Consider the following 22278-nt stretch of genomic DNA (forward strand, 5'->3'; position numbering starts at 1 on the left):
CCGGCGCCCGCACGCGCCCCGGCCCCGAAACACGACTGAAGAGAGATCGATGAGCACTCAAGCCAAAGCCTACCGCGCCAGTATCCTGCACAGCGTCGCCGACCCGGCCGAAGTCGGCGTGGAGCAGTCCTACCAGTATTTCGAGGACGGCATCCTGCTGGTGGAAGACGGCAAGGTCGCCCGCCTCGGCCACGCCGCCGAACTACTGCCGCAACTGGGCGGCGTGGAAGTGGTCGAGTACCGCGATGCGCTGATCACCCCCGGCTTCATCGACACCCACATCCACTACCCGCAGACCGGCATGATCGCCTCCTACGGCGAGCAGCTGCTGGACTGGCTGAACACCTACACCTTCCCCACCGAGAAGCAGTTCGCCGACCCGGCCCACGCCGCCGATGTGGCCGGTATCTTCCTCAAGGAACTGCTGCGCGCCGGCACCACCACCGCGCTGGTGTTCGGCACCGTGCACCCGCAGTCGGTGGACGCGTTGTTCGGCGCTGCGGAAAAGCTCGACCTGCGTCTGATCGCCGGCAAGGTGATGATGGACCGCAACGCCCCGGACTACCTGACCGATACCGCCGAAAGCAGCTACACCGACAGCAAGGCCCTGATCGAGCGCTGGCATGGCAAGGGCCGCCTGCTCTACGCCGTGACCCCGCGCTTCGCCCCCACCAGCACCCCGGAACAGCTCGACGCCGCCGGCCGACTGCTCAAGGAATTCCCGGGCGTGTACCTGCACACGCACCTGTCGGAAAACCTCAAGGAAATCGAGTGGGTCAAGGAGCTGTTCCCGGAGCGCAAGGGCTACCTGGACGTCTATGACCACCACGGCCTGCTCGGCCCGCGCTCGGTATTCGCCCACGGCGTGCACCTGTGCGACGGCGAATGCCAGCGCTTGGCGGAAACCGGCTCGGCCGTGGCCTTCTGCCCGACCTCCAACCTGTTCCTGGGCAGCGGCCTGTTCGACCTGGCGAAGCTGGAGAAGCACAAGGTGAAAGTCGGCCTGGGCACCGACGTCGGCGCCGGCACCAGCTTCTCCCAGCTGCAATCGCTGAACGAGGCCTACAAGGTCATGCAGCTGCAGGGCATCAAGCTCGACCCATTCAAGTCGCTGTACCTGGCCACCCTCGGCGGCGCCCGCGCGCTGGAACTGGAAGACAAGGTCGGCAGCTTCGCCCAGGGCAACGAGGCCGACTTCGTGGTCCTCGACTACAAGGCCACCCCGCTGCTGGACTACCGCCTGCAGCAGGCGAAAACCCTGGAGGAGAAACTCTTCGCACTGGTCATCCTCGGCGACGACCGTACCGTGAAGGAAACCTTCGCGCACGGTCGCAACGTGCATCGCCGCGGTTGACCCCTTACGGCTTCGGCGCCGGGTCCTCGCTCAGGACCAACCCGGCGCCGGGGCCGCTTTTCTTTCTGTTTCGCACACCCCTCTCCCACAGGGGTGCCGCTCTCCCCGGCCAGCGCAGGAGCGGACTCTATCCGCGCTTGGCCTGTCGAGCGCTGCGTTGGGCGGGTTCGCACGGCTCAGAGCCAACAGGTACGCTACTCCCGCACCTCGACCAGCACCGGACACGGCGCCCGCTCGATCACCCGCTGCCCCACCGATGGATCGAGCAAGCGCTCGATGCGCCCCAGGTGACGATGGCCGATCACAATCAGGTCGCACTCCAGCCGCTCCGCCTCGCGCAGGATCGCCCGCGCCGGATCACCGGCCACCACCGCTCCCGTCGCCACGCACGGCTGCAACTGCACCACGGCATCATCCACCAGCGCCTGGGCCTCGTGTTGTTCCTGCTCCGCCGGCGGGTACTCCAGCGCATCCTGGCGCGGCATGGTGAAAGCGCGGTCCACGGCGCTTACCACATGCACCACCGCATCACTGCACCGCGCCAGCTCGGCGGCGCTGGCAATGATCCGCGGCGACTGCGCCGCGCCGTCGATGGCCAGAAGAATCCGCTTGAACATGCCTTTCTCCTTCATGAAACGAAATCCGCCTCCATTCTTCGGGCCAGGGCGCGCACCGTAAAGGCACGCAAAACGTAATTAACCATTGCGTCAAACGCACGCTTGCCCATCAAGCCCGTCGCAATGGAACATGAATGGCAACGCGCCCATCCTTCGGAGTCACCATGGCCCTGCCCGATCTCAACCTGCTGGTCGCCCTCAACATCCTGCTCGAAGAAGGCAGCGTGGTCGGCGCCGCGCGGCGCATGCACCTCAGCCCGCCGGCGATGAGCCGCACCCTGTCGCGCATCCGCGAAGCGGTGGGCGACCCGATCATGGTTCGTGCCGGGCGCAACCTGGTGCCGACGCCTCGCGCACTGCAGTTGCGCGAGGAAGTCAGCGACCTGGTGGAACACGCCATGCGCCTGTTCAACGCCAAGGAAAACCTGCGCATGGACCAGTTGGAGCGCTGCTTCGTGCTGCGCTCCAACAACGTGCTGGTGGGCGGCTTTGCCTCGCGCATGCTGGCGGTGATGAAGGAAGAAGCGCCTCGCTGCAGCCTGCGCATTGCCCCGGAAGCGGACTTCGATGACGAAGCCCTGCGGCAGAACCGCATCGACCTCTATATCGGCGCCACCTCGACGCTGGAGCCGGAAATCCGCACGCAGACGCTGTTCACCACCAACTTCGTCGGCCTGGCGCGGCGCGACCACCCGATATTCGACGACGAGATCACCCCGGAGCGCTTCGCCTCCTTTCCGCAGATCAGCGTGTCCCGCCGGGGCCGCGCCATCGGACCGATAGACGAAGAACTGGCGAACCTCGGCCTGCGCCGCGAGATCCGCCTGACCGCGCCGACTTTCCACTCCTCGATCTTCGCCCTGCTGGAATCCGACCTGGTACTGCCCATCGCCGAGCATTCGCTGTGGCGCCTGGACCGCCTGGGCTTCGCCCTGCGCCAGTTCGACATCCCGCTGCCGCTCAAATCCGTGGTGATCCTCCAGGCCTGGCACCCGCGCTTCGACAACGACCCGGCGCACAGCTGGCTGCGACAGACGGTGAAGCGTGTGTGCATCGAATTGCGCGAGAGCTCCGGCCTGCTGAGCTGATTGCGCGACAAGTGCGCTAAACGCACTGATTAGCTGCAATCATTTCAATTTCCACAGCTATCGACCTTCCCTAGACTCGGTCGCAAATACCCGAGTTGATTCCTATGCCTTGCACCGAACCGCCTACCGGCGGCGGCATCGGCCACCCCCGTGGAGGCCGGCCATGACCGCGCTCGCCCCGATTTCCGCTGCCCATCCGCAACCGGCCAAGCCCGCCACGCCAGCTGCTGCCCAGCCGTTCGGCCTGCGCATCGCGGTCGGCATGCTCGGCGTGCTGATCGCCTCCCTCAGCGCCGGGCTCAACGAGAAGGTCACGGACCTCGCTATGACCGACGTGCGCGGCGCACTGTCCATCGGCCATGACGAAGGCACCTGGCTGCTCGCCCTGTATTCGGCGGCGCAGGTCGCCGCCATGGCCTTTGCGCCCTGGTTCTCGGTCACCGTCTCGCTGCGCCGCTTCACCCTCGGCGCCATCGCCGCCTTTGCCCTGCTGGCACTGCTCTGCCCCTTTGCGCCGAACGTCGAGACGCTCTACCTGTTGCGCCTGCTGCAAGGCTTCGCCGGCGGCTGCATGCCGCCGATGCTGATGACCGTGGCGCTGCGCTTCCTGCCGCCGGGTATCAAGCTTTACGGCCTGGGTGCCTATGCGCTTACCGCCACCTTCGCGCCCAATCTCGGCATGCCCCTGGCGGCGCTGTGGACCGAGTTCGTCGGCTGGCACTGGGTGTTCTGGCAGGTCATTCCACTCTGCGCCGTGGCGCTCGCTGCCGTCGCCTGGGGCATCCCGCAGGACCCGCTGCGCCTGGAACGCTTGCGTCAGTTCGACTACCTGGGCCTTTCACTTGGCTTGCCGGGCATCCTCATGCTGGTGATCGGCCTCTTGCAGGGCGAGCGCCTGGACTGGTTTGAGTCGGACCTGATCACCCTGCTGGTGATCGGCGGCGCCGGGCTGCTGGCGGCGTTCTTCGTCAACGAGTGGACGCATCCGCTGCCGTTCTTCCGCCTGGACATCCTCAAGCGGCGCAACTTCACCCACTCGCTGATCACCCTCGCCGGCGTGCTGGTGGTGCTCGGCGCGTGCTCCGGCGTGCCGGCGTCGTACCTGGCCTCGGCCCACGGTTATCGCCCGCTGCAATCGGCGCCAATGGCGCTGCTGGTGGCGCTGCCGCAGCTGATCTCCCTGCCGCTGGTGGCCGCGCTGTGCAATATCCCACGCGTGGATTGCCGCTGGGTGCTGGCCATCGGCATCAGCCTTTGCGGGCTCTCGGCCTTCGGCATGAGCCAGCTGACCAGCGAGTGGACGCGGGAGAACTTCTACGCCCTGCTGGCGCTGCAGATCATCGGCCAGCCGATGGCCGTGGTGCCGCTGCTGATGTCCGCCACCAGCGTCGTCGCGCCCATCGAAGGGCCGTTCGCCTCGGCCTGGTTCAACAGCGTGCGCGGCTTCTCCGCAGTGCTGGGCAGCGCCATCGTCTCGTTCCTCATGACCTGGCGCGAGCACTACCACTCAAACCGCCTGGTCGACCACCTGGGCAACGCCTCGCAAGCCCTCGGCCTGCGCCTTGAACAACTGGGCGGCGCCGAGAACGTCAGCCGGCTGGCCGGGCAGGTGCGCGGTCAGGCCGGCGTGCTCGCCGCGTCCGACACCCTGCTGGCGATGTCCTGGCTGGCCGCCGCCCTGCTCGTCCTGATTCCCCTGATGCCGCTGCGGGTCTACCCGCCGCGCCCCGTCGTTCCTGCTCATTGAAAGGTCTGCCCATGTCGAAACTGAATTCCCGTCGCGGCAGTCTGGCCCTGGTTGCCGTGCTGCTGCTCGCCCTTGTCGTCTACCTGCTGCTGCGCCTGCTCGGCCCGAGCCGTGAGCAGAGCACGGACGATGCCTACGTCCACGCGGACTTCACCCTGGTGGCGCCGAAGGTCGCCGGATTCATCGAGGAAGTGCTGGTGGACGACAACCAGTCGGTGAAGGCGGGGCAGGTCCTGGCGCGCATCGACGCCCGCGACTACCGCACCGCGCTGGCCGCTGCCGAAGCCGACGTGCTGGCCGCCGAGGCGCGTCACCACCACGTCGCTGCCGACCTGGAACGCCAGCAGGCAGTGATTGCCCAGACCGCGGCCCAGGTACAAGCCGACCTGGCCGCGCTGACCTTCGCCTCGCAGGAACTCAACCGCTACCAGCACCTCGCCAGCCAAGGCGCCGGCACCTTGCAGAACGCCCAGCAGGCGCGCTCGCGTGTCGACTCGGCGAAAGCCGTGCTCGACAAGAACAAGGCCGCCGCCCTCGCCGCCCGCAAGCAACTCGACGTGCTGCTGGCCCAGCAGGCCGAAGCCCTCGGCGCGCTGAAACGCGGCCAGGCGCAGTTGCAGCAGGCGCAACTGAACCTGTCGTATACGGAAATCCGTGCGCCCTTCGACGGCATGGTCGGCCGCCGTGCCGTGCGCGTGGGCGCCTACACCACACCGGGTAATGCATTGCTGGCCGTGGTGCCGCTGCAGGATGCCTATGTGGTCGGCAATTTCCAGGAAACCCAGCTCACCGACGTGCAGCCCGGCCAGATGGTCGAGATCAGCATCGACACCTTCCCCGGCGAGAAACTGCGCGGCCACGTCGACAGCATCGCCCCGGCCACCGGCCTGAGCTTTGCGCCGATCGCGCCGGACAACGCCACCGGCAACTTCACCAAGATCGTCCAGCGCATCCCGGTGAAGATAGTCCTCGACGCCGACCAGCCGCTGCGCGACAAACTGCGCGTGGGTATGTCGGTCATCGCGCGGATCGACACCGGCAAGCACGCCGACGGTGAGCAGAAGGTGGCCGTGCAATGATCGCCACACGCGCGCCTCTCTTTCTAACTCTGCTCGCACTCGGCGCCTGCAGCGTCGGCCCGGACTTCCAGCGCCCGGACGATGCCGACGCAGTGAACTGGTCTGCTCGGCGTGGTGATACACCGAGCCAGGCACTCAATGCGCCGCTGGAAGCGCGGTGGTGGACGCTGCTGGGCGACCCGCAGCTCAACGACCTGCAACGCCGAGTGGCGGATGCCAACCTCGACCTGCGCGAAGCCGATGCGCGCCTGCAGCAGAGCCGGGCGATCCGCCAGGCACTGGGCGGCGATGCCGTGCCCAACATCGGCGCAGACCTGGGCTACCAGCGCAAGCGCAACAGCGAGGTCGGCCTGAACGACCCGTCCGGCAAAGCCGGCAAGGACAACTTCAACCAACTCGACGGTGGCTTCGACCTGTCGTGGGAGCTGGACTTCTGGGGCCGCGTGCGCCGCGAGCTGGAGGCCGCCGACGCCAACGTGCAGGCCACCGAGGCAAGCCGCCGCGACGTACTGGTTTCGGTGCTCGCCGAGACCGCACGCAACTACCTGCAACTGCGCGCCGAGCAAGACCTGGAAGCCATCATCCGCAGCAACCTCGAGATCGCCCAGCGCAGCCTGGACCTCACCCGCCTGCGCCGCGCAGACGGCGTCGCCACCGGGCTGGACGTGGCCGAAGCGCTGACCCAGGTGGCCAGCATCGAGGCACGCCTGCCCGACAGCCAGAAGCGCCAGGCGCGACTGATCAACGCCCTGGGCTACCTGCTTGGCGAAGCGCCCGGCGCACTGCAAGCTGAGCTCGCCCAGGACAAGCCGGTGCCGCAGCCACCGCGCAACGTGCCAGTCGGCCTGCCCTCGGAACTGGCCCAGCGCCGCCCGGACATCCGCCGTGCCGAGGCAACGTTGCACGCCGCTACCGCCAGCATCGGCGTGGCCGAGGCGGACTTCTACCCGCGCATCAGCCTCAATGGCAGCTTCGGTTTCCAGGCGTTGCAGCTGTCGAACTTCGGCGACTGGAACAGCCGCACCTTCGGCATTGGCCCGAGCCTGTCGCTGCCGATCTTCGAGGGCGGCCGACTGAAGGGCATGCTCGCCCTGCGCGAGGCGCAGCAGCAGGAATCGGCCATCGCCTACCGCCGCACCGTGCTCAACGCCTGGCGCGAAGTGGACGATGCGCTCACCGACTACGCCGCCGACCAACGCCGCCTGGCCAGCCTGGACAACGCTGCCGAACACGGCCGCACCGCCCTGGCCAACGCCCGCGAACAATACAAGGCCGGTGCGGTGGACTTCCTCAACGTGCTCAGCGCCCAGCGCGAACTGCTGGCCACCGAGGAACAGCAGGTGCGCGGCCGCGAAGCCGTGGCGACCACCCTCGTGCTGCTCTACAAGTCACTGGGTGGCGGCTGGCAGCAGGCCGAGGACAGCGCCCAATCCCTGTAGCAGCGAGCTTGCTCGCGAACGCATCGCACCTTGAGACGCCGGCGTGCGTCGGATTGGCGAGCAAGCTCGCTCCTGGGAAAGCGCCCCGTGCAGAAACGAAAAAGCCCCGCAGATGCGGGGCTTCTTTCTGGCTCGGCGATCAGGCCGCCGAGTCGGCGTCCGCCTTGCTGCGGCGCGGCTTCTTCTTGCCGGCCAGCAGGTGCGAGAAAACCGCGTGCAGGTCGCCGGAGGCGCCGTCCACGTCCAGGTTCAGCTTGTCGTCGATGTGCGCCATGTGGTGCATCATCAGGGTCACGGCCTTTTCCTTGTCGCCCTTCTCGATGGCATCGAGGATTTCGTTGTGCTCGTCGAACGAGCAGTGCGAGCGACCACCACTCTCGTATTGGGCAATGATCAGCGAGGTCTGCGAGACCAGGCTGCGCTGGAATACCACCAGCGGGGCGTTCTTCGCCATTTCGGCGAGCTTCAGATGGAATTCGCCGGAGAGACGGATACCGGCGCCACGGTCGCCACGGGCAAAGCTGGACTGCTCCTGCTTGACCATGTCGCGCAACTCGGCCAGAGCGTCACCGCTGGCGTTGTCCACGGCCAGTTCGGTGATCGCGCGCTCGACGGTGCGGCGGGCGAAGAGGATCTGCCGGGCTTCGTCGATGCTCGGGCTGGCCACCACCGCACCACGGTTCGGGCGCAGCAGCACGACCTGCTCGTGGGCCAGGCGCGACAGGGCGCGACGGATGATGGTGCGACTAACGCCGAAGATTTCACCCAGGGCTTCTTCGCTCAGCTTGGTACCGGGCGCCAGACGCTGCTCGAGGATGGCGTCGAAAATATGCGCGTAGACGATTTCGTCCTGAGTGCCGCTGCGCGCCTTGCCATTGCGCGGCTGCTTCCTGATCTGTTGCAACTGGTCGGTCATCGGAGTCGAACCCTGCTCAGCCGGTGCGAACCGGCGCGAAATCCGTGGGGGCTGGAGTGAAGCTGGCCGCGGGCCAGGCATGGCGCACAGTGTACACAAAGTGGCCACTATCGTGCAGCCGTCATGAGCGACTCGCCGTCAACCCCAAGGCCGCGCGGCGCAGGAGCTTGGCGAAGGTCAGCGTGCGACCATTCCGACGCTTTGCTTGTAAAAATCTTTCAGCAAGACACTAAACATTATTTGAACTTTTTGTACACAACTGCATAATCGCGGCGTGACTTCCTGACCCAAAGGTCAACATTCACACCCTCACAACTCTTTCCGTTAGCGCAAGGGACGCAGGTGAACCAGCCGACGGCAAGGGACCAACAACAAGAGCGTTGAGGAGTACCGCTGTGGAAAGCACCAAACAAGAACAACAAGCCTTTGCATCCAGTCCCCCCGCCACCGGCCTGCTCGAACGCCTGTTCAAGCTGAGCCAGCATGGCACCACCGTGAAGACCGAACTCGCCGCGGGTCTCACGACTTTCATCACCATGGCGTACATCATCTTCGTCAACCCCAACATCATGGCCGACGCGGGCATCGATCACGGCGCCGCCTTCGTGGCTACCTGCCTGGCCGCCGCGCTGGGCTGCTTCCTCATGGGCCTGTACGCCAACTGGCCGGTGGGCCTGGCGCCGGGCATGGGCCTCAACGCTTTCTTCACCTACACCGTGGTCAAGACCATGAACTACAGCTGGGAGATCGCACTGGGTGCAGTGTTCATCTCCGGTATCGCGTTCATGATCCTGACCTTCTCGCGCATTCGCGAGTGGCTGCTCAATAGCATCCCGGTCAGCCTGCGCTTCGCCATGGGCGCCGGCGTCGGCCTGTTCCTCGGCCTGATCGGCCTGAAAACCGCCGGCATCGTGGTTGCCAGCCCCGCCACCCTGGTTCACCTGGGTGACCTGACCAGCCCCGGCCCGCTGCTCGCCGCCATCTGCTTCCTGATGATCGCGGTGCTGGAATACCGCCGCGTGTTCGGCGGCATCCTGATCAGCATCCTCACTGTCACCGTGGCCGGCATCGCCTTAGGGATAGTCAAGTTCGGCGGCGTGTTCTCCATGCCGCCGAGCCTGGCGCCGACCTTCCTGGCGATGGATATCTCCGGCGCGCTCAACGTGACCATGATCAGCGTGATCCTGGCCTTCCTCTTCGTGCATATGTTCGACACCGCCGGCACCCTGATGGGCGTAGCCCAGCGCGCGCACCTGGTGCGCGAGGACGGTCGCATCGAGAACCTGTCGAAAGCGATGAAGGCCGACAGCACCTCCAGTGCCTTCGGCGCGGTGCTCGGCGTACCGCCAGTGACCAGCTACGTCGAGAGCGCGGCCGGTGTCGCCGCCGGTGGCCGTACTGGACTGACCGCCGTGGTAGTCGGCGTGCTGTTCGTCGCGGCGATGTTCTTCGCCCCGTTGGCCGGCATGATCCCCGCCTACGCCACCGCCGGCGCGCTGATCTACGTTGCGATGCTGATGATGGGCGGTATGGCCCACATCGACTGGAACGAGCACACCGAGACCATCCCGGCGATCGTCACCGTGATCATGATGCCGCTGACCTTTTCGGTCGCCGACGGTATCGCACTGGGCTTCGTGACCTACGTGGCGATGAAGGTCTTCACCGGCCGCCACAAGGACGTGACCATCAGCCTGTACGCGCTGTGTGCGATCTTCGTGGCGAAGTTCATCTTCCTCTGAGCCGCCGCCGCGTCTGATAGAAACTAAGACCCCGGCGATTGCCGGGGTTTTGGTTTCCGTTCGCGGCCTGATCAAATCCTGAACCGCTGTATCGTGATCAGGACGAGGCGTCAGGGACCCTCACTTTGAAACTGAACTCCGTGCCGACGCCCAGGCGACTCTTGACGCTAATGTCGCCCCCCATCAGTGTCACCAGGCTTTTGCACAAGGCCAGCCCCAGTCCAGACCCCCCTTGTCCGATACGCAGCCCATCGAGATCATAGGAAAACGGCTCGAAAAGATGCGCCAACTCGACATCGGAAATGCCAACTCCCGTGTCGATCACATCCACCTGAACCTCTACCATTCCCTGGCCCTTCCCCCTGGCGCAAAGCCGCACAATCACGCTTCCCTGCTCAGTGAACTTGACCGCGTTGCCCAACAGATTCTCCATTATCTGCCGCAGGCGTGGCGCGTCGCACCAGACTCGCGGCTGCAGAGCAAGGTCGAAGTTGGTTTCCAGGCTTATTCCCTTGGAGGCGGCAGAGTCGGCTACCGATTCAACCTGACGGGAGACCAGCGCTCGTAAATCGGTCTCTTCCATGTTCAATTGAAGCCGCCCGGATTTGGCCCGATTGAGTAACTGCAGGTCGTCCAGAACATGCAACAGATTATTGGCCTGCGAGCGGGCGACCAGTAGGGGTTCGCGCTGGCGCCTGGCGTCGTCCTGATTCAGTGCAAGGTCAATCATGGCGACAATGGTCTGGATAGGTCCCTGCATCTCGCTCCCCATCCCCGCCAGGAACTGCGTCTTTCCCCTGCTGATGGATTCAATGCGGGCATTGGCATTGCGCAACGCGCGGACCAGATCATCCTGGTCGGTGATATTGATCGCCCCGCAAATAGCACCCAATAATGTCCCATTGCCATCTCGATAAGGCCGTCCCCAGTGGTGGAGTACCCTGCGGCCCTTGATCGTACGCAACTCGACATCCGAGTCGTACGGTTCGCCTCGCGCAATATTCGCAATCATCCTTTCGCGAAGAAAGTCCCACTCATTGGAGTCGCTAAAAACCCCCAACTCGCCGACCCAACTGCCAACGACGGCCTCCAGGGGCAACCCCAGATAGCTCAACGCCGTTGCATTGCAGAAGCGCACCCGACCATCCAGCCCACGCACGCTCATCGGGTAGGGAAGCGAGTCGATCATGTGGCGCAGAAGCTCGAATTCCCGCTTCTGCTCATCGTCAAGCTCCGATTCACCTCCCCCCTCTTCCTTTGCGCCTCCCTCGACCAGCCCGTGGCGCCGGCCGATATCGACCAGCTCCACCAGCGATTTGGCGTGCAGCTTCTGCATAAGACGCACCTTGTAGGTGCTCACGGTCTTGTCGCTGATGGACAACTGATCGGCGATGGCAATGTTGCTCAAGCCTTGGGCCAGCAATTGCAGCACGCTCAGTTCGCGCACCGAGAGGTCCTTGAGCAGGCCGCCATGCCCCGCCTCCTCCGCAGCATTCACACTGCCCAGGGCGTGGCTGGGGAAGTAGCTGTGCCCCTGGGCGATGGCTCGCACCGCCTCGCGCACGGCCTGCGGGTCCTCCTGCTTGCTGACGAAGCCGGCAGCGCCGGCCGTCAGGCAGCGGCCGGCGAAATACTCGGAGTCCTGGGAAGTGAGCACCAGCACCTTGACCGGCGACTCCTGGGCCACCAGGCGTTGCAGTACCTCCAGGCCACCCAGCCGCGGAATCGACAGTTCGAGGATCATCAGGTCCGGCTTGCACAGGCGCGCCTGGTGCAACGCATCGGGGCCGTTGTCCGCCTCGCCGACTACCTCGTGCCGGTCCGCCTCCATCATCAGGCGCAGCGCATGGCGGGTAACCGGTTGTTCATCGACGATCAGGATTCTGCTCATGCCACTTCTCACGAATTCGGTATCTCTCCTTCTAGTCCAACTACCGCGTTTGCGCCTATAAAACCCAGGCAAATTGCTGAATGACGGGCAAAAAAAAGCCCGCAGTGTGGGCGGGCCGAGGAAGACTCCACGAAGAGTCCGGGGGAAGACCTACGGGCGGGGACTAGCTACCGCGATAGGTGGAATAGCTGTAGGGGGAAATCAGCAACGGCACATGGTAGTGGTCGCTTTCCGAGGCAATGCCGAAGCGCAGCACGACCTGGTCGAGGAACGCCGGCTGGGGCAGCTCCACGCCACGGGCGCGGTAGTAGTCGCCGGCGTTGAACAGCAACTGGTAGACGCCGGCGCGGAAATCCTCGCCCTGCAGCAGCGGCTCGTCGCAGCGGCCGTCATCATTGGTCACGCGCGTGGCGATCAGCTCGAGTTGCTGGCCCTCGACACGGAACAGTTCGATCTTGATGCCATGGCCCGGGCAGCCGTGGGCGGAATCCAGTACGTGAGTGGTCAAGCGTCCCATGGGCTATCGGTGTCTGACGGCGGCGCCGGCGGACACCTTCCTCCTCTGTCTTGTTGATCGATATCGGCGCACTGCTCCATTGAGCAGTACGCGGGTGCTTTTGGTCGGACCGAATATACCCAGCGACATGATCAATTGTATACAAAAAATTGTTCCATCACGGCAAAAAGCAGCTTTTCCCCAAGCTGTACCGGCGTGCAGAAGCAGCCAACCATCAGCCGCAGACTGCGCCATTGCATGGCATCCAGCGCATTCGCAGCCACTGCGGGGGAGGCCGATGGATTGAAACGACCGTTGCGCGGATTGTATTTACAGACCGCCCGACATTTTGTATACAATGCACACATCACGGCAGCGCACGGTCTACCGACCCGGCGCCGACCGCCAACCACAAGAAGGAACACTGCAGTGAGCGCTGACTATCCACGCGACCTGATCGGTTACGGCAACAACATTCCCCACCCGCACTGGCCGAACGATGCGCGCATCGCCCTCTCCTTCGTCCTCAACTACGAGGAAGGCGGCGAGCGCAACATCCTGCACGGGGATGCCGAGTCCGAAGCCTTCCTCTCCGAGATGGTCGCCGCCCAGCCGCTCAAGGGCGAGCGCAACATGTGCATGGAATCGCTCTACGAATACGGCAGCCGTGCCGGCGTATGGCGCCTGCTCAAGCTCTTCAAAAAGTACGACCTGCCGCTCACCGTGTTCGCCGTGGCCATGGCCGCCCAGCGCCACCCGGAAGCGATCCGCCAGATGGTCGCCGACGGCCACGAGATCTGCAGCCACGGCTACCGCTGGATCGACTACCAGTACATGGACGAAGCGCAGGAACGCGAACACATGTTCGAGGCCGTGCGCATCCTCACCGAGCTGACCGGCCAGCGCCCGCAGGGCTGGTACACCGGCCGCCTGGGCCCGAACACCCGCCGCATCGTCCGCGAGGACGGCAACTTCCTCTACGACTCCGACACCTACGACGACGACCTGCCCTACTGGGACCCGGCGAGCACCGCCGAGAAACCGCACCTGGTGATCCCCTACACGCTGGACACCAACGACATGCGCTTCACCCAGGTGCAGGGCTTCAACAAGGGCGACGACTTCTTCAAATACCTCAAGGACGCCTTCGACGTGCTCTACGCCGAGGGTGCCGAGGGCGCGCCGAAGATGCTCTCCATCGGCATGCACTGCCGCCTGCTGGGCCGTCCGGCGCGCATGGCCTCGCTGGAGCGCTTCATCCAGTACGTTAAGGGTCACGAGAAGGTGTGGATCACCCGCCGCGTCGACATCGCCAAGCACTGGCACGAGAAGCACCCGTTCAAAGCGCAGGAGAACAAGGCATGAGCCGCTTCCAGACCCTGACCCCGGCCAGCCTCGACCGCGCCGCCTTCGTCGCCACCTTCGCCGACATCTACGAGCACTCCCCGTGGGTCGCCGAGAAGGCCTATGACCTGGGCGTCGACGACAGCCTGAACGACATCGAACTGCTGCAGCAACGCATGGCCGACATCCTCCTGTCCGCCAGCCATGAAGCGCAGCTGGCGCTGATCAACGCGCACCCGGACCTCGCCGGCAAGGCCGCGATCCGTGGTGAGCTGACCGCCTCCAGCACCGCCGAACAGGCCGGCGCCGGTATCCAGGACTGCACCGCCGAAGAATTCGCCCGCTTCACCGAACTCAACGACGCCTACAAGGCCAAGTTCGGCTTCCCCTTCATCAAGGCGGTGAAGGGCAGCAACCGCCACCAGATCCTGGCTGCGTTCGAAGAACGCATCCACAACACGCCGGAGCAGGAGTTCCAGACCGCCCTGGCGGAGATCAACAAGATCGCGATGTTCCGCCTGCAGCAGCTCTGAGCGAGCGGACCTTCACTCCCCTTCCCAGCGAAGGGGGCAATGCGAACAACGATATTAAGAAGACCAGCCATGCGTACCCTGAAGATCGAGCCGTTGACCAAGGAAGCCTTCGCCCCGTTCGGTGATGTCATCGAGACCGAAGGCAGCGACTTTTTCATGATCAACAACGGCTCCACCCGCCGTTATCACAAGCTCGCCACCGTCGAAACGGCGCAGCCCGATGACCAGGCGATCATCAGCATCTTCAGCGCCGAGTCCCTGGAGATGCCCTTGCGCATCCGCATGCTGGAACGTCACCCGCAGGGCAGCCAGGCGTTCATTCCGCTGCTCGGCAACCCCTTTCTGATCGTGGTCGCGCCCCTTGGCGATGTACCTGTATCGGGCCTCGTCCGCGCTTTCCTGTCCAACGGCAAGCAGGGCGTCAATTACCACCGCGGCGTCTGGCACCACCCGGTGCTGACGATCGAAAAGCGGGATGACTTCCTGGTGGTCGATCGCAGCGGTTCTGGCAACAACTGCGACGAGCATTTCTTCACCGAGGACGAACAGCTCCTCCTCGACCCCCAAGCGACCTAATAAGAGAGGCCCGCCTGCCGCGACGGCGGCACCCGGGCAAGAGGTAAAAACTGTGGAAGCACATCTCATCGAATGGCTGAACCTGCTGGTCCGCTGGGTCCACATGATTGTGGGCATTGCCTGGATCGGCGCTTCGTTCTACTTCGTCTGGCTGGAGAACAACCTCAATCGCGCCAACCCACGCGAAGGGCTCTCCGGTGATCTCTGGGCGATCCATGGTGGCGGCATCTACCACCTGGAGAAGTACAAGCTCGCCCCGCCGAAAATGCCGGATAACCTGCACTGGTTCAAATGGGAGGCCTACTCCACCTGGATGTCGGGTGTCTGCCTGCTGACCATCGTGTTCTACCTGAACCCGACCCTGTACCTGATCGCCCCGGGCAGCGACCTGGCCCCGGCCGCTGCCGTGGCCATCGGCATCGGCTCGCTGATCGCCGGCTGGTTCGTCTACAGCACCCTGTGCGACTCGCCGCTGGGCAAGAAGCCCGCCCTGCTCGGCGCCATCCTGTTCGGTCTGCTGGTGCTCGCCGCCTACCTGCTCAGCCAGGTGTTCAGCGGTCGCGGTGCCTACCTGCACGTGGGCGCCATCATCGGCACCATCATGGTGGGCAACGTGTTCCGCGTGATCATGCCGGCCCAGCGCGCGCTGGTTAAGGCCATCGAGGAAGGCCGCGAGCCCGACCCGGTACTACCGGCAAAAGGCCTGCTGCGTTCGCGCCACAACAACTACTTCACCCTGCCGGTGCTGTTCATCATGATCAGCAACCACTTCCCGAGCACCTACGGCAGCCACTACAACTGGCTGATCCTGACCTGCATCGCGGCGCTGGCAGTGATCGTGCGTCACTACTTCAACACCCGCCACGAAGGCAATGGCATGGCCTGGGCCCTGCCCGCCGGCGCCGTCGGCATGATCGCCCTGGCCTTCGTCACCGGCCCGAACTGGCCAACCAGCGACGCCTCCTCTACCGCGCAAGCTCAGAAGATCGAGTACCAGCCGCTGCCGGAAACCGCCGTTGGCGGCAAGACCCCGGCCGAACGCGCCAAGGACAAGGAAGCCGCCAAGGCCGCTGCCGCCCAGCAGGCTCAGGCCGCTCCGACCCAGGCGTCCACCGCCGCGGGCTCGACCGAAGGCTTCGACAAGGTCCATCACGTCATCCAGGAACGCTGCGCCGTCTGCCACTCGGCCAAGCCGACCAGCAATCTGTTCAGTACCGCGCCGGCCGGCGTGATGTTCGACACCCCGCAGCAGATCCAGCAGCTCGCCCCGCGCATCCAGGCGCAGGCCGTGGCTTCGCAGGTCATGCCGCTGGGCAACATCACGCAGATGACCCCGGAAGAGCGCAAGCTCGTTGGAGACTGGATCTCCAAGGGTGCCCAGGTTAATTGAGCCTGCGGCACGGCCAGAAGAACCGCACCTTCGGGTGCGGTTTTTTTATGTCTGTACAAAAGTCCGGCATGGCTCGGCGGGTCCGCGATTGCCATCCGCTGCCCCCCTTGAAACAAAAAATGTAGTCCACTCGACCAATGGCTACAGAATTGCTGAAACCAGGAAACACGCGACCTAGAGCCATCCAGCACTGCAGAGACAAAACATGACCGACTAGTTGTATACAAAAATCGATTGAACGTAATACACATCGCGTTTATAAAGTCCCGCACCGCTTCACCCGCTCGGCCCCGGGGGTGAGATCGGCCAGTACTTCCCGGTTGTCGTGCCCGTCCGGCAACCAGCGACTGACAACAATAAAAACCGAGGTGTTGCATGTCCGTGGTAACTGAGCGCTCCCCTACCGGCTCGCCCGTCGACCAGCGTTTGCCCTTGCTGCAGCTGCTGCTGGTCGGCTTCCAGCACGTTCTCCTGATGTATGGCGGCGCCGTCGCCGTACCACTGATCGTCGGCCAGGCCGCCGGTCTCTCCCGTGAAGAAATCGCCTTCCTGATCAACGCCGACCTGCTGGTCGCCGGCATCGCCACGCTCGTGCAATCGCTCGGCATCGGCCCGGTGGGCATCCGCATGCCGGTGATGATGGGCGCCAGTTTCGCCGCCGTGGGCAGCATGGTCGCCATGGCCGGGATGCCCGGTGTGGGCATGACCGGCATCTTCGGCGCGACCATCGCCGCCGGCTTCTTCGGCATGCTCATCGCGCCGTTCATGAGCCGCATCGTGCGCTTCTTCCCGCCGCTGGTAACCGGCACCGTGATCACCTCCATCGGCATGTGCCTGTTCCCGGTGGCGATCAACTGGGCCGGCGGCGGCAAGGCAGCCGCCAACTTCGGCGCCATCGAATACCTCGCCCTGTCCACCTTCGTGCTGGCAGTGATCCTGCTGATCAACCGCTTCCTGAAGGGCTTCTGGGTCAACGTCTCGGTGCTGATCGGCATGCTGCTGGGCTACATCATCGGCGCCAGCATGGGCATGGTCAGCCTGGACGGCATCGAACAGCGCCCGTGGTTCGACATCGTCACGCCACTGCATTTCGGTGCCCCGGAATTCCACCTGGCTCCGGTGCTGTCGATGTGCCTGGTGGTGGTGATCATCTTCGTCGAGTCCACCGGCATGTTCCTCGCCCTGGGCAAGATCACCGAGACCGAAATCTGCCCCAACCGCCTGCGCCGTGGCCTGTTGTGCGATGCCAGCGCGTCGTTCGTCGCCGGCTTCATGAATACCTTCACCCATTCCTCGTTCGCCCAGAACATCGGCCTGGTGCAAATGACCGGCGTGCGCAGCCGCTACGTCACCGCCGCCGCCGCGCTGTTCCTGATCGCCCTGTCGCTGCTGCCCAAGGCCGCCTTCCTGGTCGCCTCGATTCCGCCCGCCGTCCTGGGCGGCGCCGGCATCGCCATGTTCGGCATGGTCGCTGCCAGCGGCATCCGCATCCTTCATGAGGCGGACATCGTCGATCGCCGCAACCAGTTGCTGGTAGCGGTGAGCATCGGGATGGGAATGGTGCCGGTGGTACGCCCGGACTTCTTCGCCGCGCTGCCCCAATGGATGGAGCCGATCACCCATAGCGGCATCGCGATGACCGCAATTTGGGCCGTGGTGCTGAACATCCTCTTCAACATACTCGGCGAACAAGGCCGCGACGCCCTCTGCGGGCATCACTGAAACCCTTTCGCGGGCGCCCCCGGGCCCCGCACCCAAGCCGCGTCCAACTCCTTCGCGGCTTTTTTTCGCCTGCGGTTCTTAGTAGGAGCGGGCTAGCCCCTGGAGCCTCAGGCTTCCGGCCGGTAGCCCAGGCGCAGGCCGCCCCACTGGCGCCCACGCACGTAGATCGGCACCGAGAGGTCGTGCATCAGCTCGCCGGTATCGCGGCAGTAGGTCTGTAGCAGCATGGGCTGGTTGTGGCTGCCGCAGCGCACCCCGGTGCGGTCGTTGAACAGACGCTTGCTGCGGCTCTTCAGCATGTCCACCTGCAGGTCGCCGCTGGGCGGATGGCTGAACGCCTGGTTGTGCGTCGGCACGTAACCCTCGGCGGTACAGGCGATGGCGAACACCAGCCCTTCATGGCGTTGCAGCAGGTCTTCCTGGATGCGCGGCAGCACCTCATCGGTGTAACGGTCGAAACGCGTACGGAATTTCTGCGGCCGAGTGCCCGGCATCGGCTGGTAGTCGCGGTCGAACAGATCCTCCGGGCCGATGCGCCCCGTGTCGATATCCGCCTCGAAACGCGCACCGATGGCCTGCGCACCGGCGCGGGCAAGGTCATAGACGCGCTGGTGATAGTCGTCCAGCGCCACCTCAGCCAGGCGCTCGCTGATCATCTCCGCCTGGGTTTCCAACTGCACCGCCGCGTCCGCCAACCGGTGCGTCTGCTCGTCGCTGGCGCGCAGGTCGCCGCGCACCTGCTCGACGGCGGCGAACAGGCTGTCCAGCTGGTTACGGTTGATCTCCGCGCCTTCGGCAATCTCGGTGATCTGGGTCTCCACCGTGGCGGCCAGCCCGGCGATGTCCTGCAACTGCCGGCCAGTACTTTCCACCTGGCTGACGCCCAGGCCCAGGTCATCGGTGAGCTGGCGAATCTGCTCCACCACCTCGCCGGTCTGGCGCTGGATATCCTCGATCATCTGCCCGACTTCGTCGGTAGCCTCGGCGGTGCGTCCAGCCAGGCCGCGCACCTCTTCGGCGACCACCGCAAAGCCGCGCCCATGCTCGCCCGCGCGCGCCGCCTCGATGGCGGCATTGAGCGCGAGCAGGTTGGTCTGGCTGGCGATGGACTGGATCACCTGGGTCACGCGCTGGATGTCCTCGCTGCGCGCATTCAGCGTCTCGATCAGCACGCGGCTGGCACTGGCGCGCTGGCTCAGCTGGCGCATGCAATCGATAGCGGCGTGCAACTCGCTGCGCCTGGCATCGCTGCCGGCGCGGGCGAGCGTGGCTGCCTCCTTCGCCTGGCGGGCCAGGTTCGACGTAGCCCGCTCGGTATGGATCATCACCTCGGCGCTGCCGACGATCTGCTCGGCCGCCACCACCTGGGACTCCAGCTTCTCCACCAGGCGCTGCACCGAGAAGGACACCCCGGCGGCGGACAGCGCATTGCGACTGGTGCCCTGGGACAGCTCGCGGGTCAGCTCCGCGACATCCGGCAGCACCGCCAGCGCACCGGCCGGGGCCGCCCGCTCGGGAACTAACCATGGCCCCCAGAGCAGCACCGCAGCCAGCAGCAGGCACAACGACAGCGGCCAGCCGCCCAGCGCCTGGGCGATGAACAGCAGCACCAGGCCGCACGTCTGCAGGGTAAGGATGAGGACGATACGCGGGCGCGCGATATCCATGGCGGCAGCTCTCTTCTGGCGGGCCCTACCGCTGCACAGCGCAGGCACGCTGCCGGGAAGCCCGATTATTCTTGTCAGAGCCATTAGGCCGCCTGCTTCACGCGGCGGCTATCGTTCCTTAGTGGTAGACGAGGCGCTGCTTGAGTCGCTACAGGCAGCTGCGCGCCGCCAGGTTGATCGCATCGTCCGGGCTCGGCGAATGGCGGCGATAGAGCACCACATCACTCCCCTTGTCCGCTGCCGTAGCCTCCAGCAACGCCTCGGGGCTATCGCTCGCTGTGGTCGGCATCAGCAGCCGGTAGCCAAAGCGGATTTCCTTCACCGACGACGACGAGCGGATCTCCCGCCATTTCGGCAACAGGCAGGTCATATAGACCGAGGGCGACTTGGCGCTTTCCATCCGCAACCCTGGCGCCTCCTCCTTCAGCTTGCCCGGCGAGGAACAGGCCGCCAGCAGGATCAGCGGGAGCGTCAGCAATAGGCGTTTCATCGAATGAGATCCTTCTGTCAGGAACCCAGAGGGTAGCAGCTGCGTCGATGCTGACTGCTAGGCCAAGACAGACCGCCCGCCGGTTTCCGTGCGCGGAGCGGGCAACCCCGGTAAAATCTCCGCCCTTTCCGCGGTGCGAACGATTTCGCGCCCCCAAGCGAAGCCAGATACGAAGCACCGATGACCACTGCCGCTCCGACCGCCACTACCCGCCCCGAGCCTTCCCGCCGCTTCAGCGTGGCGCCGATGATGGACTGGACCGACCGCCACTGTCGGTTCTTCCTGCGCCAGCTCTCCAGCCATGCCTTGCTCTACACGGAGATGGTCACCACCGGCGCCATCCTGCACGGCGATGCCGCACGCTTCCTGCGTCACGACGAGTGCGAGCACCCGCTGGCCCTGCAACTGGGCGGCAGCAATCCGGCGGACCTGGCGGCGGCGGCGAAGATGGCCGAAGCAGCTGGCTACGACGAAGTGAACCTGAACGTCGGCTGCCCCAGCGACCGCGTGCAGAACAACATGATCGGCGCCTGCCTGATGGGCCACCCGGCGCTGGTGGCGGAGTGCGTGAAGGCCATGCGCGATGCGGTATCGATCCCGGTAACGGTCAAGCACCGCATCGGCATCAACGGCCGCGACAGCTACGAAGAGCTCTGCGACTTCGTCGGCCAGGTGCGCGACGCCGGCTGCCGCAGCTTCACCGTGCACGCGCGCATCGCCATCCTCGAAGGCCTGTCGCCCAAGGAAAACCGCGAAATCCCACCGCTGCGCTACGACATCGCCGCGCAGCTCAAGCGCGACTTCTCGGAACTGGAAATCGTCCTCAACGGCGGCATCAAGACCCTGGAAGAATGCCGCGAGCACCTGCAGGTGTTCGATGGCGTGATGCTCGGCCGCGAGGCTTACCACAACCCCTATCTGCTGGCCCAGGTGGACGCCGCGCTGTATGGCTCGTCGGAGCCGGCCATCACCCGCGCGCAAGCCCTGGCGCGAATGCGCCCGTACATCGAGCGGCACATTGCCGAAGGCGGCGCAATGCACCATGTGACCCGCCACGTCCTTGGCCTGGCGCAGGGATTCCCTGGCGCACGGCGCTTCCGCCAACTGCTCTCGGTGGACGTTCACAAGACCAAGGATTCGCTGGGATTGCTTGATCAGGCGGGAGAACTTCTCGCCGATCACTGAGTCCCGTTGAGTGGCGCATCGGCCTCGGGTAAGGTCGATGCACTCTCTACGGAAGACGCGCCATGACCTCCAAGCTGGAACAACTCAAGCAATACACCACGGTTGTCGCCGATACCGGCGATTTCGACGCCATTGCCCGCCTGAAGCCGGTGGATGCCACCACCAATCCGTCGCTGCTGCTGAAGGCTGCCGCCCTGCCCCGCTACGCCGAGCACCTGGCACGCGCCACCGAAGGCGCGCAGGGTGACGCCGGCCTCGCCTGTGATCGCTTCGCCGTCGCCGTGGGCAAGGACATTCTGGGCGTGATTCCGGGGCGCATCTCCACCGAGGTTGACGCCCGCCTGTCCTTCGATACCGAAGCCACGCTGCAGCGCGCCCATCGCCTGATCGACCTGTATGACCAGCAAGGCATCGGCCGCGACCGCGTGCTGATCAAGATCGCCTCCACCTGGGAGGGCATCCGCGCTGCCGAGCAACTGGAGCGCGAAGGCATCCAGACCAACCTCACCCTGCTGTTCTCCTTCGCCCAGGCCGCCGCCTGCGCCGACGCCGGTGTGTTCCTGATCTCGCCCTTCGTCGGGCGCATCTACGACTGGTACAAGAAGGCCAATAACCGCGACTACGTCGGCGCGGAAGATCCAGGCGTGCAGTCCGTTTCGCGCATCTATCGCTACTACAAGGCCAACGGCTACGACACCGTAGTGATGGGCGCCAGCTTCCGCAACCTCGGCCAGATCGAGCAGCTCGCCGGCTGCGACCGCCTGACTATAAGCCCGGACCTGCTGCAGCAATTGGCTGATGCCCAGGGCGAGCTGCCGCGCGCGCTGCAGCCCGGTGGTGGCGAGGCGCGCCAGGTTCTGGACGAGAGCACCTTCCGCTGGCAAATGAACGAAGACGCCATGGGCACCGAGAAGCTGGCCGAAGGCATCCGCCTGTTCGCCCGCGACCAGGAAAAGCTCGAGGCGCTGCTCGCCAAGCGCTGAAAACTGCGGACGAGCAAAT

General features: G+C 65.0%; 19 protein-coding genes. 13 read left to right on the plus strand and 6 right to left on the minus strand.

Annotated elements, in window-relative coordinates; all coding sequences use genetic code 11:
• Positions 1-49: 49 nt before the first annotated feature.
• On the plus strand, positions 50-1354 hold the full coding sequence (gene guaD, locus LDJ84_RS19350; protein WP_226045283.1) for a guanine deaminase: 1305 nt from the start codon (positions 50-52) through the stop codon (positions 1352-1354).
• Positions 1355-1548: 194 nt separating this feature from the next.
• Here the strand turns inward: guaD and LDJ84_RS19355 are convergent, their stop codons facing one another.
• Positions 1549-1971, minus strand: coding sequence for a universal stress protein (locus tag LDJ84_RS19355; protein WP_226045284.1), 423 nt, complete (start codon positions 1969-1971; stop codon positions 1549-1551).
• Between the two features lie 164 nt (positions 1972-2135).
• On the opposite strand from LDJ84_RS19355, the gene LDJ84_RS19360 reads away from it, so the two are divergent.
• The 4 genes from LDJ84_RS19360 (at position 2136) to LDJ84_RS19375 (ending at position 7324) form a co-directional block, all read left to right on the plus strand.
• Positions 2136-3059, plus strand: coding sequence for a LysR substrate-binding domain-containing protein (locus LDJ84_RS19360; RefSeq protein ID WP_037017040.1), 924 nt, complete (start codon positions 2136-2138; stop codon positions 3057-3059).
• Between the two features lie 163 nt (positions 3060-3222).
• Positions 3223-4806, plus strand: a complete 1584-nt coding sequence (locus tag LDJ84_RS19365; RefSeq protein ID WP_226045285.1) for an MFS transporter — start codon at positions 3223-3225, stop codon at positions 4804-4806.
• A gap of 11 nt (positions 4807-4817) precedes the next feature.
• The gene (locus LDJ84_RS19370; protein ID WP_065085057.1) at positions 4818-5885 is read left to right on the plus strand and encodes an HlyD family secretion protein; all 1068 of its coding nucleotides are present in this window, start codon (positions 4818-4820) and stop codon (positions 5883-5885) included.
• A complete protein-coding gene (locus tag LDJ84_RS19375; protein WP_226045286.1) occupies positions 5882-7324 on the plus strand; it encodes an efflux transporter outer membrane subunit in 1443 nt (480 codons plus the stop codon). Before LDJ84_RS19370 ends, LDJ84_RS19375 begins: the two co-directional genes overlap by 4 nt.
• A 139-nt stretch (positions 7325-7463) precedes the next feature.
• On the opposite strand, the gene LDJ84_RS19380 is transcribed toward LDJ84_RS19375, so the two are convergent.
• The gene (locus LDJ84_RS19380) at positions 7464-8240 is read right to left on the minus strand and encodes a GntR family transcriptional regulator (RefSeq protein ID WP_037017034.1); all 777 of its coding nucleotides are present in this window, start codon (positions 8238-8240) and stop codon (positions 7464-7466) included.
• A 395-nt stretch (positions 8241-8635) separates the two neighbouring features.
• Between LDJ84_RS19380 and LDJ84_RS19385 the strand changes: the two genes are divergently transcribed.
• Positions 8636-9982 (plus strand): NCS2 family permease, encoded by a 1347-nt coding sequence (locus tag LDJ84_RS19385; protein ID WP_226045287.1) that lies wholly within the window; start codon positions 8636-8638, stop codon positions 9980-9982.
• 97 nt (positions 9983-10079) lie between these two features.
• Here the strand turns inward: LDJ84_RS19385 and LDJ84_RS19390 are convergent, their stop codons facing one another.
• A complete protein-coding gene (locus LDJ84_RS19390; RefSeq protein ID WP_226045288.1) occupies positions 10080-11873 on the minus strand; it encodes an ATP-binding protein in 1794 nt (597 codons plus the stop codon).
• Positions 11874-12036: 163 nt separating this feature from the next.
• Positions 12037-12390 (minus strand): hydroxyisourate hydrolase, encoded by a 354-nt coding sequence (uraH, locus tag LDJ84_RS19395; RefSeq protein WP_024763899.1) that lies wholly within the window; start codon positions 12388-12390, stop codon positions 12037-12039.
• Between the two features lie 408 nt (positions 12391-12798).
• Between uraH and puuE the strand changes: the two genes are divergently transcribed.
• The 5 genes from puuE to LDJ84_RS19420 all read left to right on the plus strand — a co-directional run bounded on the left by puuE (position 12799) and on the right by LDJ84_RS19420 (position 17934).
• Complete coding sequence (gene puuE, locus LDJ84_RS19400; RefSeq protein WP_226045289.1) at positions 12799-13734, plus strand: allantoinase PuuE; 936 nt, start codon at positions 12799-12801, stop codon at positions 13732-13734.
• On the plus strand, positions 13731-14246 hold the full coding sequence (uraD, locus tag LDJ84_RS19405) for a 2-oxo-4-hydroxy-4-carboxy-5-ureidoimidazoline decarboxylase (RefSeq protein ID WP_015477806.1): 516 nt from the start codon (positions 13731-13733) through the stop codon (positions 14244-14246). Before puuE ends, uraD begins: the two co-directional genes overlap by 4 nt.
• 69 nt (positions 14247-14315) lie before the next feature.
• Positions 14316-14822, plus strand: a complete 507-nt coding sequence (locus tag LDJ84_RS19410) for an ureidoglycolate lyase (RefSeq protein ID WP_226045290.1) — start codon at positions 14316-14318, stop codon at positions 14820-14822.
• Positions 14823-14874: 52 nt separating this feature from the next.
• Positions 14875-16212, plus strand: coding sequence for a urate hydroxylase PuuD (locus LDJ84_RS19415; RefSeq protein WP_226045291.1), 1338 nt, complete (start codon positions 14875-14877; stop codon positions 16210-16212).
• A 375-nt stretch (positions 16213-16587) separates the two neighbouring features.
• Complete coding sequence (locus tag LDJ84_RS19420) at positions 16588-17934, plus strand: nucleobase:cation symporter-2 family protein (RefSeq protein WP_226045292.1); 1347 nt, start codon at positions 16588-16590, stop codon at positions 17932-17934.
• A gap of 107 nt (positions 17935-18041) precedes the next feature.
• Here the strand turns inward: LDJ84_RS19420 and LDJ84_RS19425 are convergent, their stop codons facing one another.
• Positions 18042-19685, minus strand: coding sequence for a methyl-accepting chemotaxis protein (locus LDJ84_RS19425; protein ID WP_413247429.1), 1644 nt, complete (start codon positions 19683-19685; stop codon positions 18042-18044).
• A gap of 64 nt (positions 19686-19749) precedes the next feature.
• Positions 19750-20091: a hypothetical protein gene (locus tag LDJ84_RS19430; protein WP_226045294.1), complete on the minus strand. Its 342-nt coding sequence runs from the start codon at positions 20089-20091 to the stop codon at positions 19750-19752.
• Positions 20092-20271: 180 nt separating this feature from the next.
• Between LDJ84_RS19430 and dusA the strand changes: the two genes are divergently transcribed.
• Both dusA and tal read left to right on the plus strand, forming a co-directional pair.
• Positions 20272-21276 carry a tRNA dihydrouridine(20/20a) synthase DusA gene (gene dusA / locus LDJ84_RS19435; protein ID WP_226045295.1) on the plus strand — a complete coding sequence of 335 codons (1005 nt, stop codon included), beginning with the start codon at positions 20272-20274 and terminating at the stop codon, positions 21274-21276.
• Positions 21277-21338: 62 nt separating this feature from the next.
• Positions 21339-22259 (plus strand): transaldolase, encoded by a 921-nt coding sequence (gene tal, locus LDJ84_RS19440; protein ID WP_226045296.1) that lies wholly within the window; start codon positions 21339-21341, stop codon positions 22257-22259.
• Positions 22260-22278: the final 19 nt, after the last annotated feature.

This window comes from Pseudomonas sp. HS-18, from assembly GCF_020401845.1.
Taxonomy (GTDB): Bacteria; Pseudomonadota; Gammaproteobacteria; order Pseudomonadales; family Pseudomonadaceae; genus Pseudomonas; species Pseudomonas nitroreducens.

What these genes read in the sequence shown, in the direction of transcription:
- guaD (WP_226045283.1), top strand. Translation starts at nt 50, where the DNA reads ATGAGCACTCAAGCCAAAGCCTACCGCGCCAGTATCCTGCACAGCGTC.
- LDJ84_RS19355 (WP_226045284.1), bottom strand. Translation starts at nt 1,971, where the DNA reads ATGTTCAAGCGGATTCTTCTGGCCATCGACGGCGCGGCGCAGTCGCCG.
- LDJ84_RS19360 (WP_037017040.1), top strand. Translation starts at nt 2,136, where the DNA reads ATGGCCCTGCCCGATCTCAACCTGCTGGTCGCCCTCAACATCCTGCTC.
- LDJ84_RS19365 (WP_226045285.1), top strand. Translation starts at nt 3,223, where the DNA reads ATGACCGCGCTCGCCCCGATTTCCGCTGCCCATCCGCAACCGGCCAAG.
- LDJ84_RS19370 (WP_065085057.1), top strand. Translation starts at nt 4,818, where the DNA reads ATGTCGAAACTGAATTCCCGTCGCGGCAGTCTGGCCCTGGTTGCCGTG.
- LDJ84_RS19375 (WP_226045286.1), top strand. Translation starts at nt 5,882, where the DNA reads ATGATCGCCACACGCGCGCCTCTCTTTCTAACTCTGCTCGCACTCGGC.
- LDJ84_RS19380 (WP_037017034.1), bottom strand. Translation starts at nt 8,240, where the DNA reads ATGACCGACCAGTTGCAACAGATCAGGAAGCAGCCGCGCAATGGCAAG.
- LDJ84_RS19390 (WP_226045288.1), bottom strand. Translation starts at nt 11,873, where the DNA reads ATGAGCAGAATCCTGATCGTCGATGAACAACCGGTTACCCGCCATGCG.
- uraH (WP_024763899.1), bottom strand. Translation starts at nt 12,390, where the DNA reads ATGGGACGCTTGACCACTCACGTACTGGATTCCGCCCACGGCTGCCCG.
- uraD (WP_015477806.1), top strand. Translation starts at nt 13,731, where the DNA reads ATGAGCCGCTTCCAGACCCTGACCCCGGCCAGCCTCGACCGCGCCGCC.
- LDJ84_RS19410 (WP_226045290.1), top strand. Translation starts at nt 14,316, where the DNA reads ATGCGTACCCTGAAGATCGAGCCGTTGACCAAGGAAGCCTTCGCCCCG.
- LDJ84_RS19420 (WP_226045292.1), top strand. Translation starts at nt 16,588, where the DNA reads ATGTCCGTGGTAACTGAGCGCTCCCCTACCGGCTCGCCCGTCGACCAG.
- LDJ84_RS19425 (WP_413247429.1), bottom strand. Translation starts at nt 19,685, where the DNA reads ATGGCTCTGACAAGAATAATCGGGCTTCCCGGCAGCGTGCCTGCGCTG.
- LDJ84_RS19430 (WP_226045294.1), bottom strand. Translation starts at nt 20,091, where the DNA reads ATGAAACGCCTATTGCTGACGCTCCCGCTGATCCTGCTGGCGGCCTGT.
- dusA (WP_226045295.1), top strand. Translation starts at nt 20,272, where the DNA reads ATGACCACTGCCGCTCCGACCGCCACTACCCGCCCCGAGCCTTCCCGC.
- tal (WP_226045296.1), top strand. Translation starts at nt 21,339, where the DNA reads ATGACCTCCAAGCTGGAACAACTCAAGCAATACACCACGGTTGTCGCC.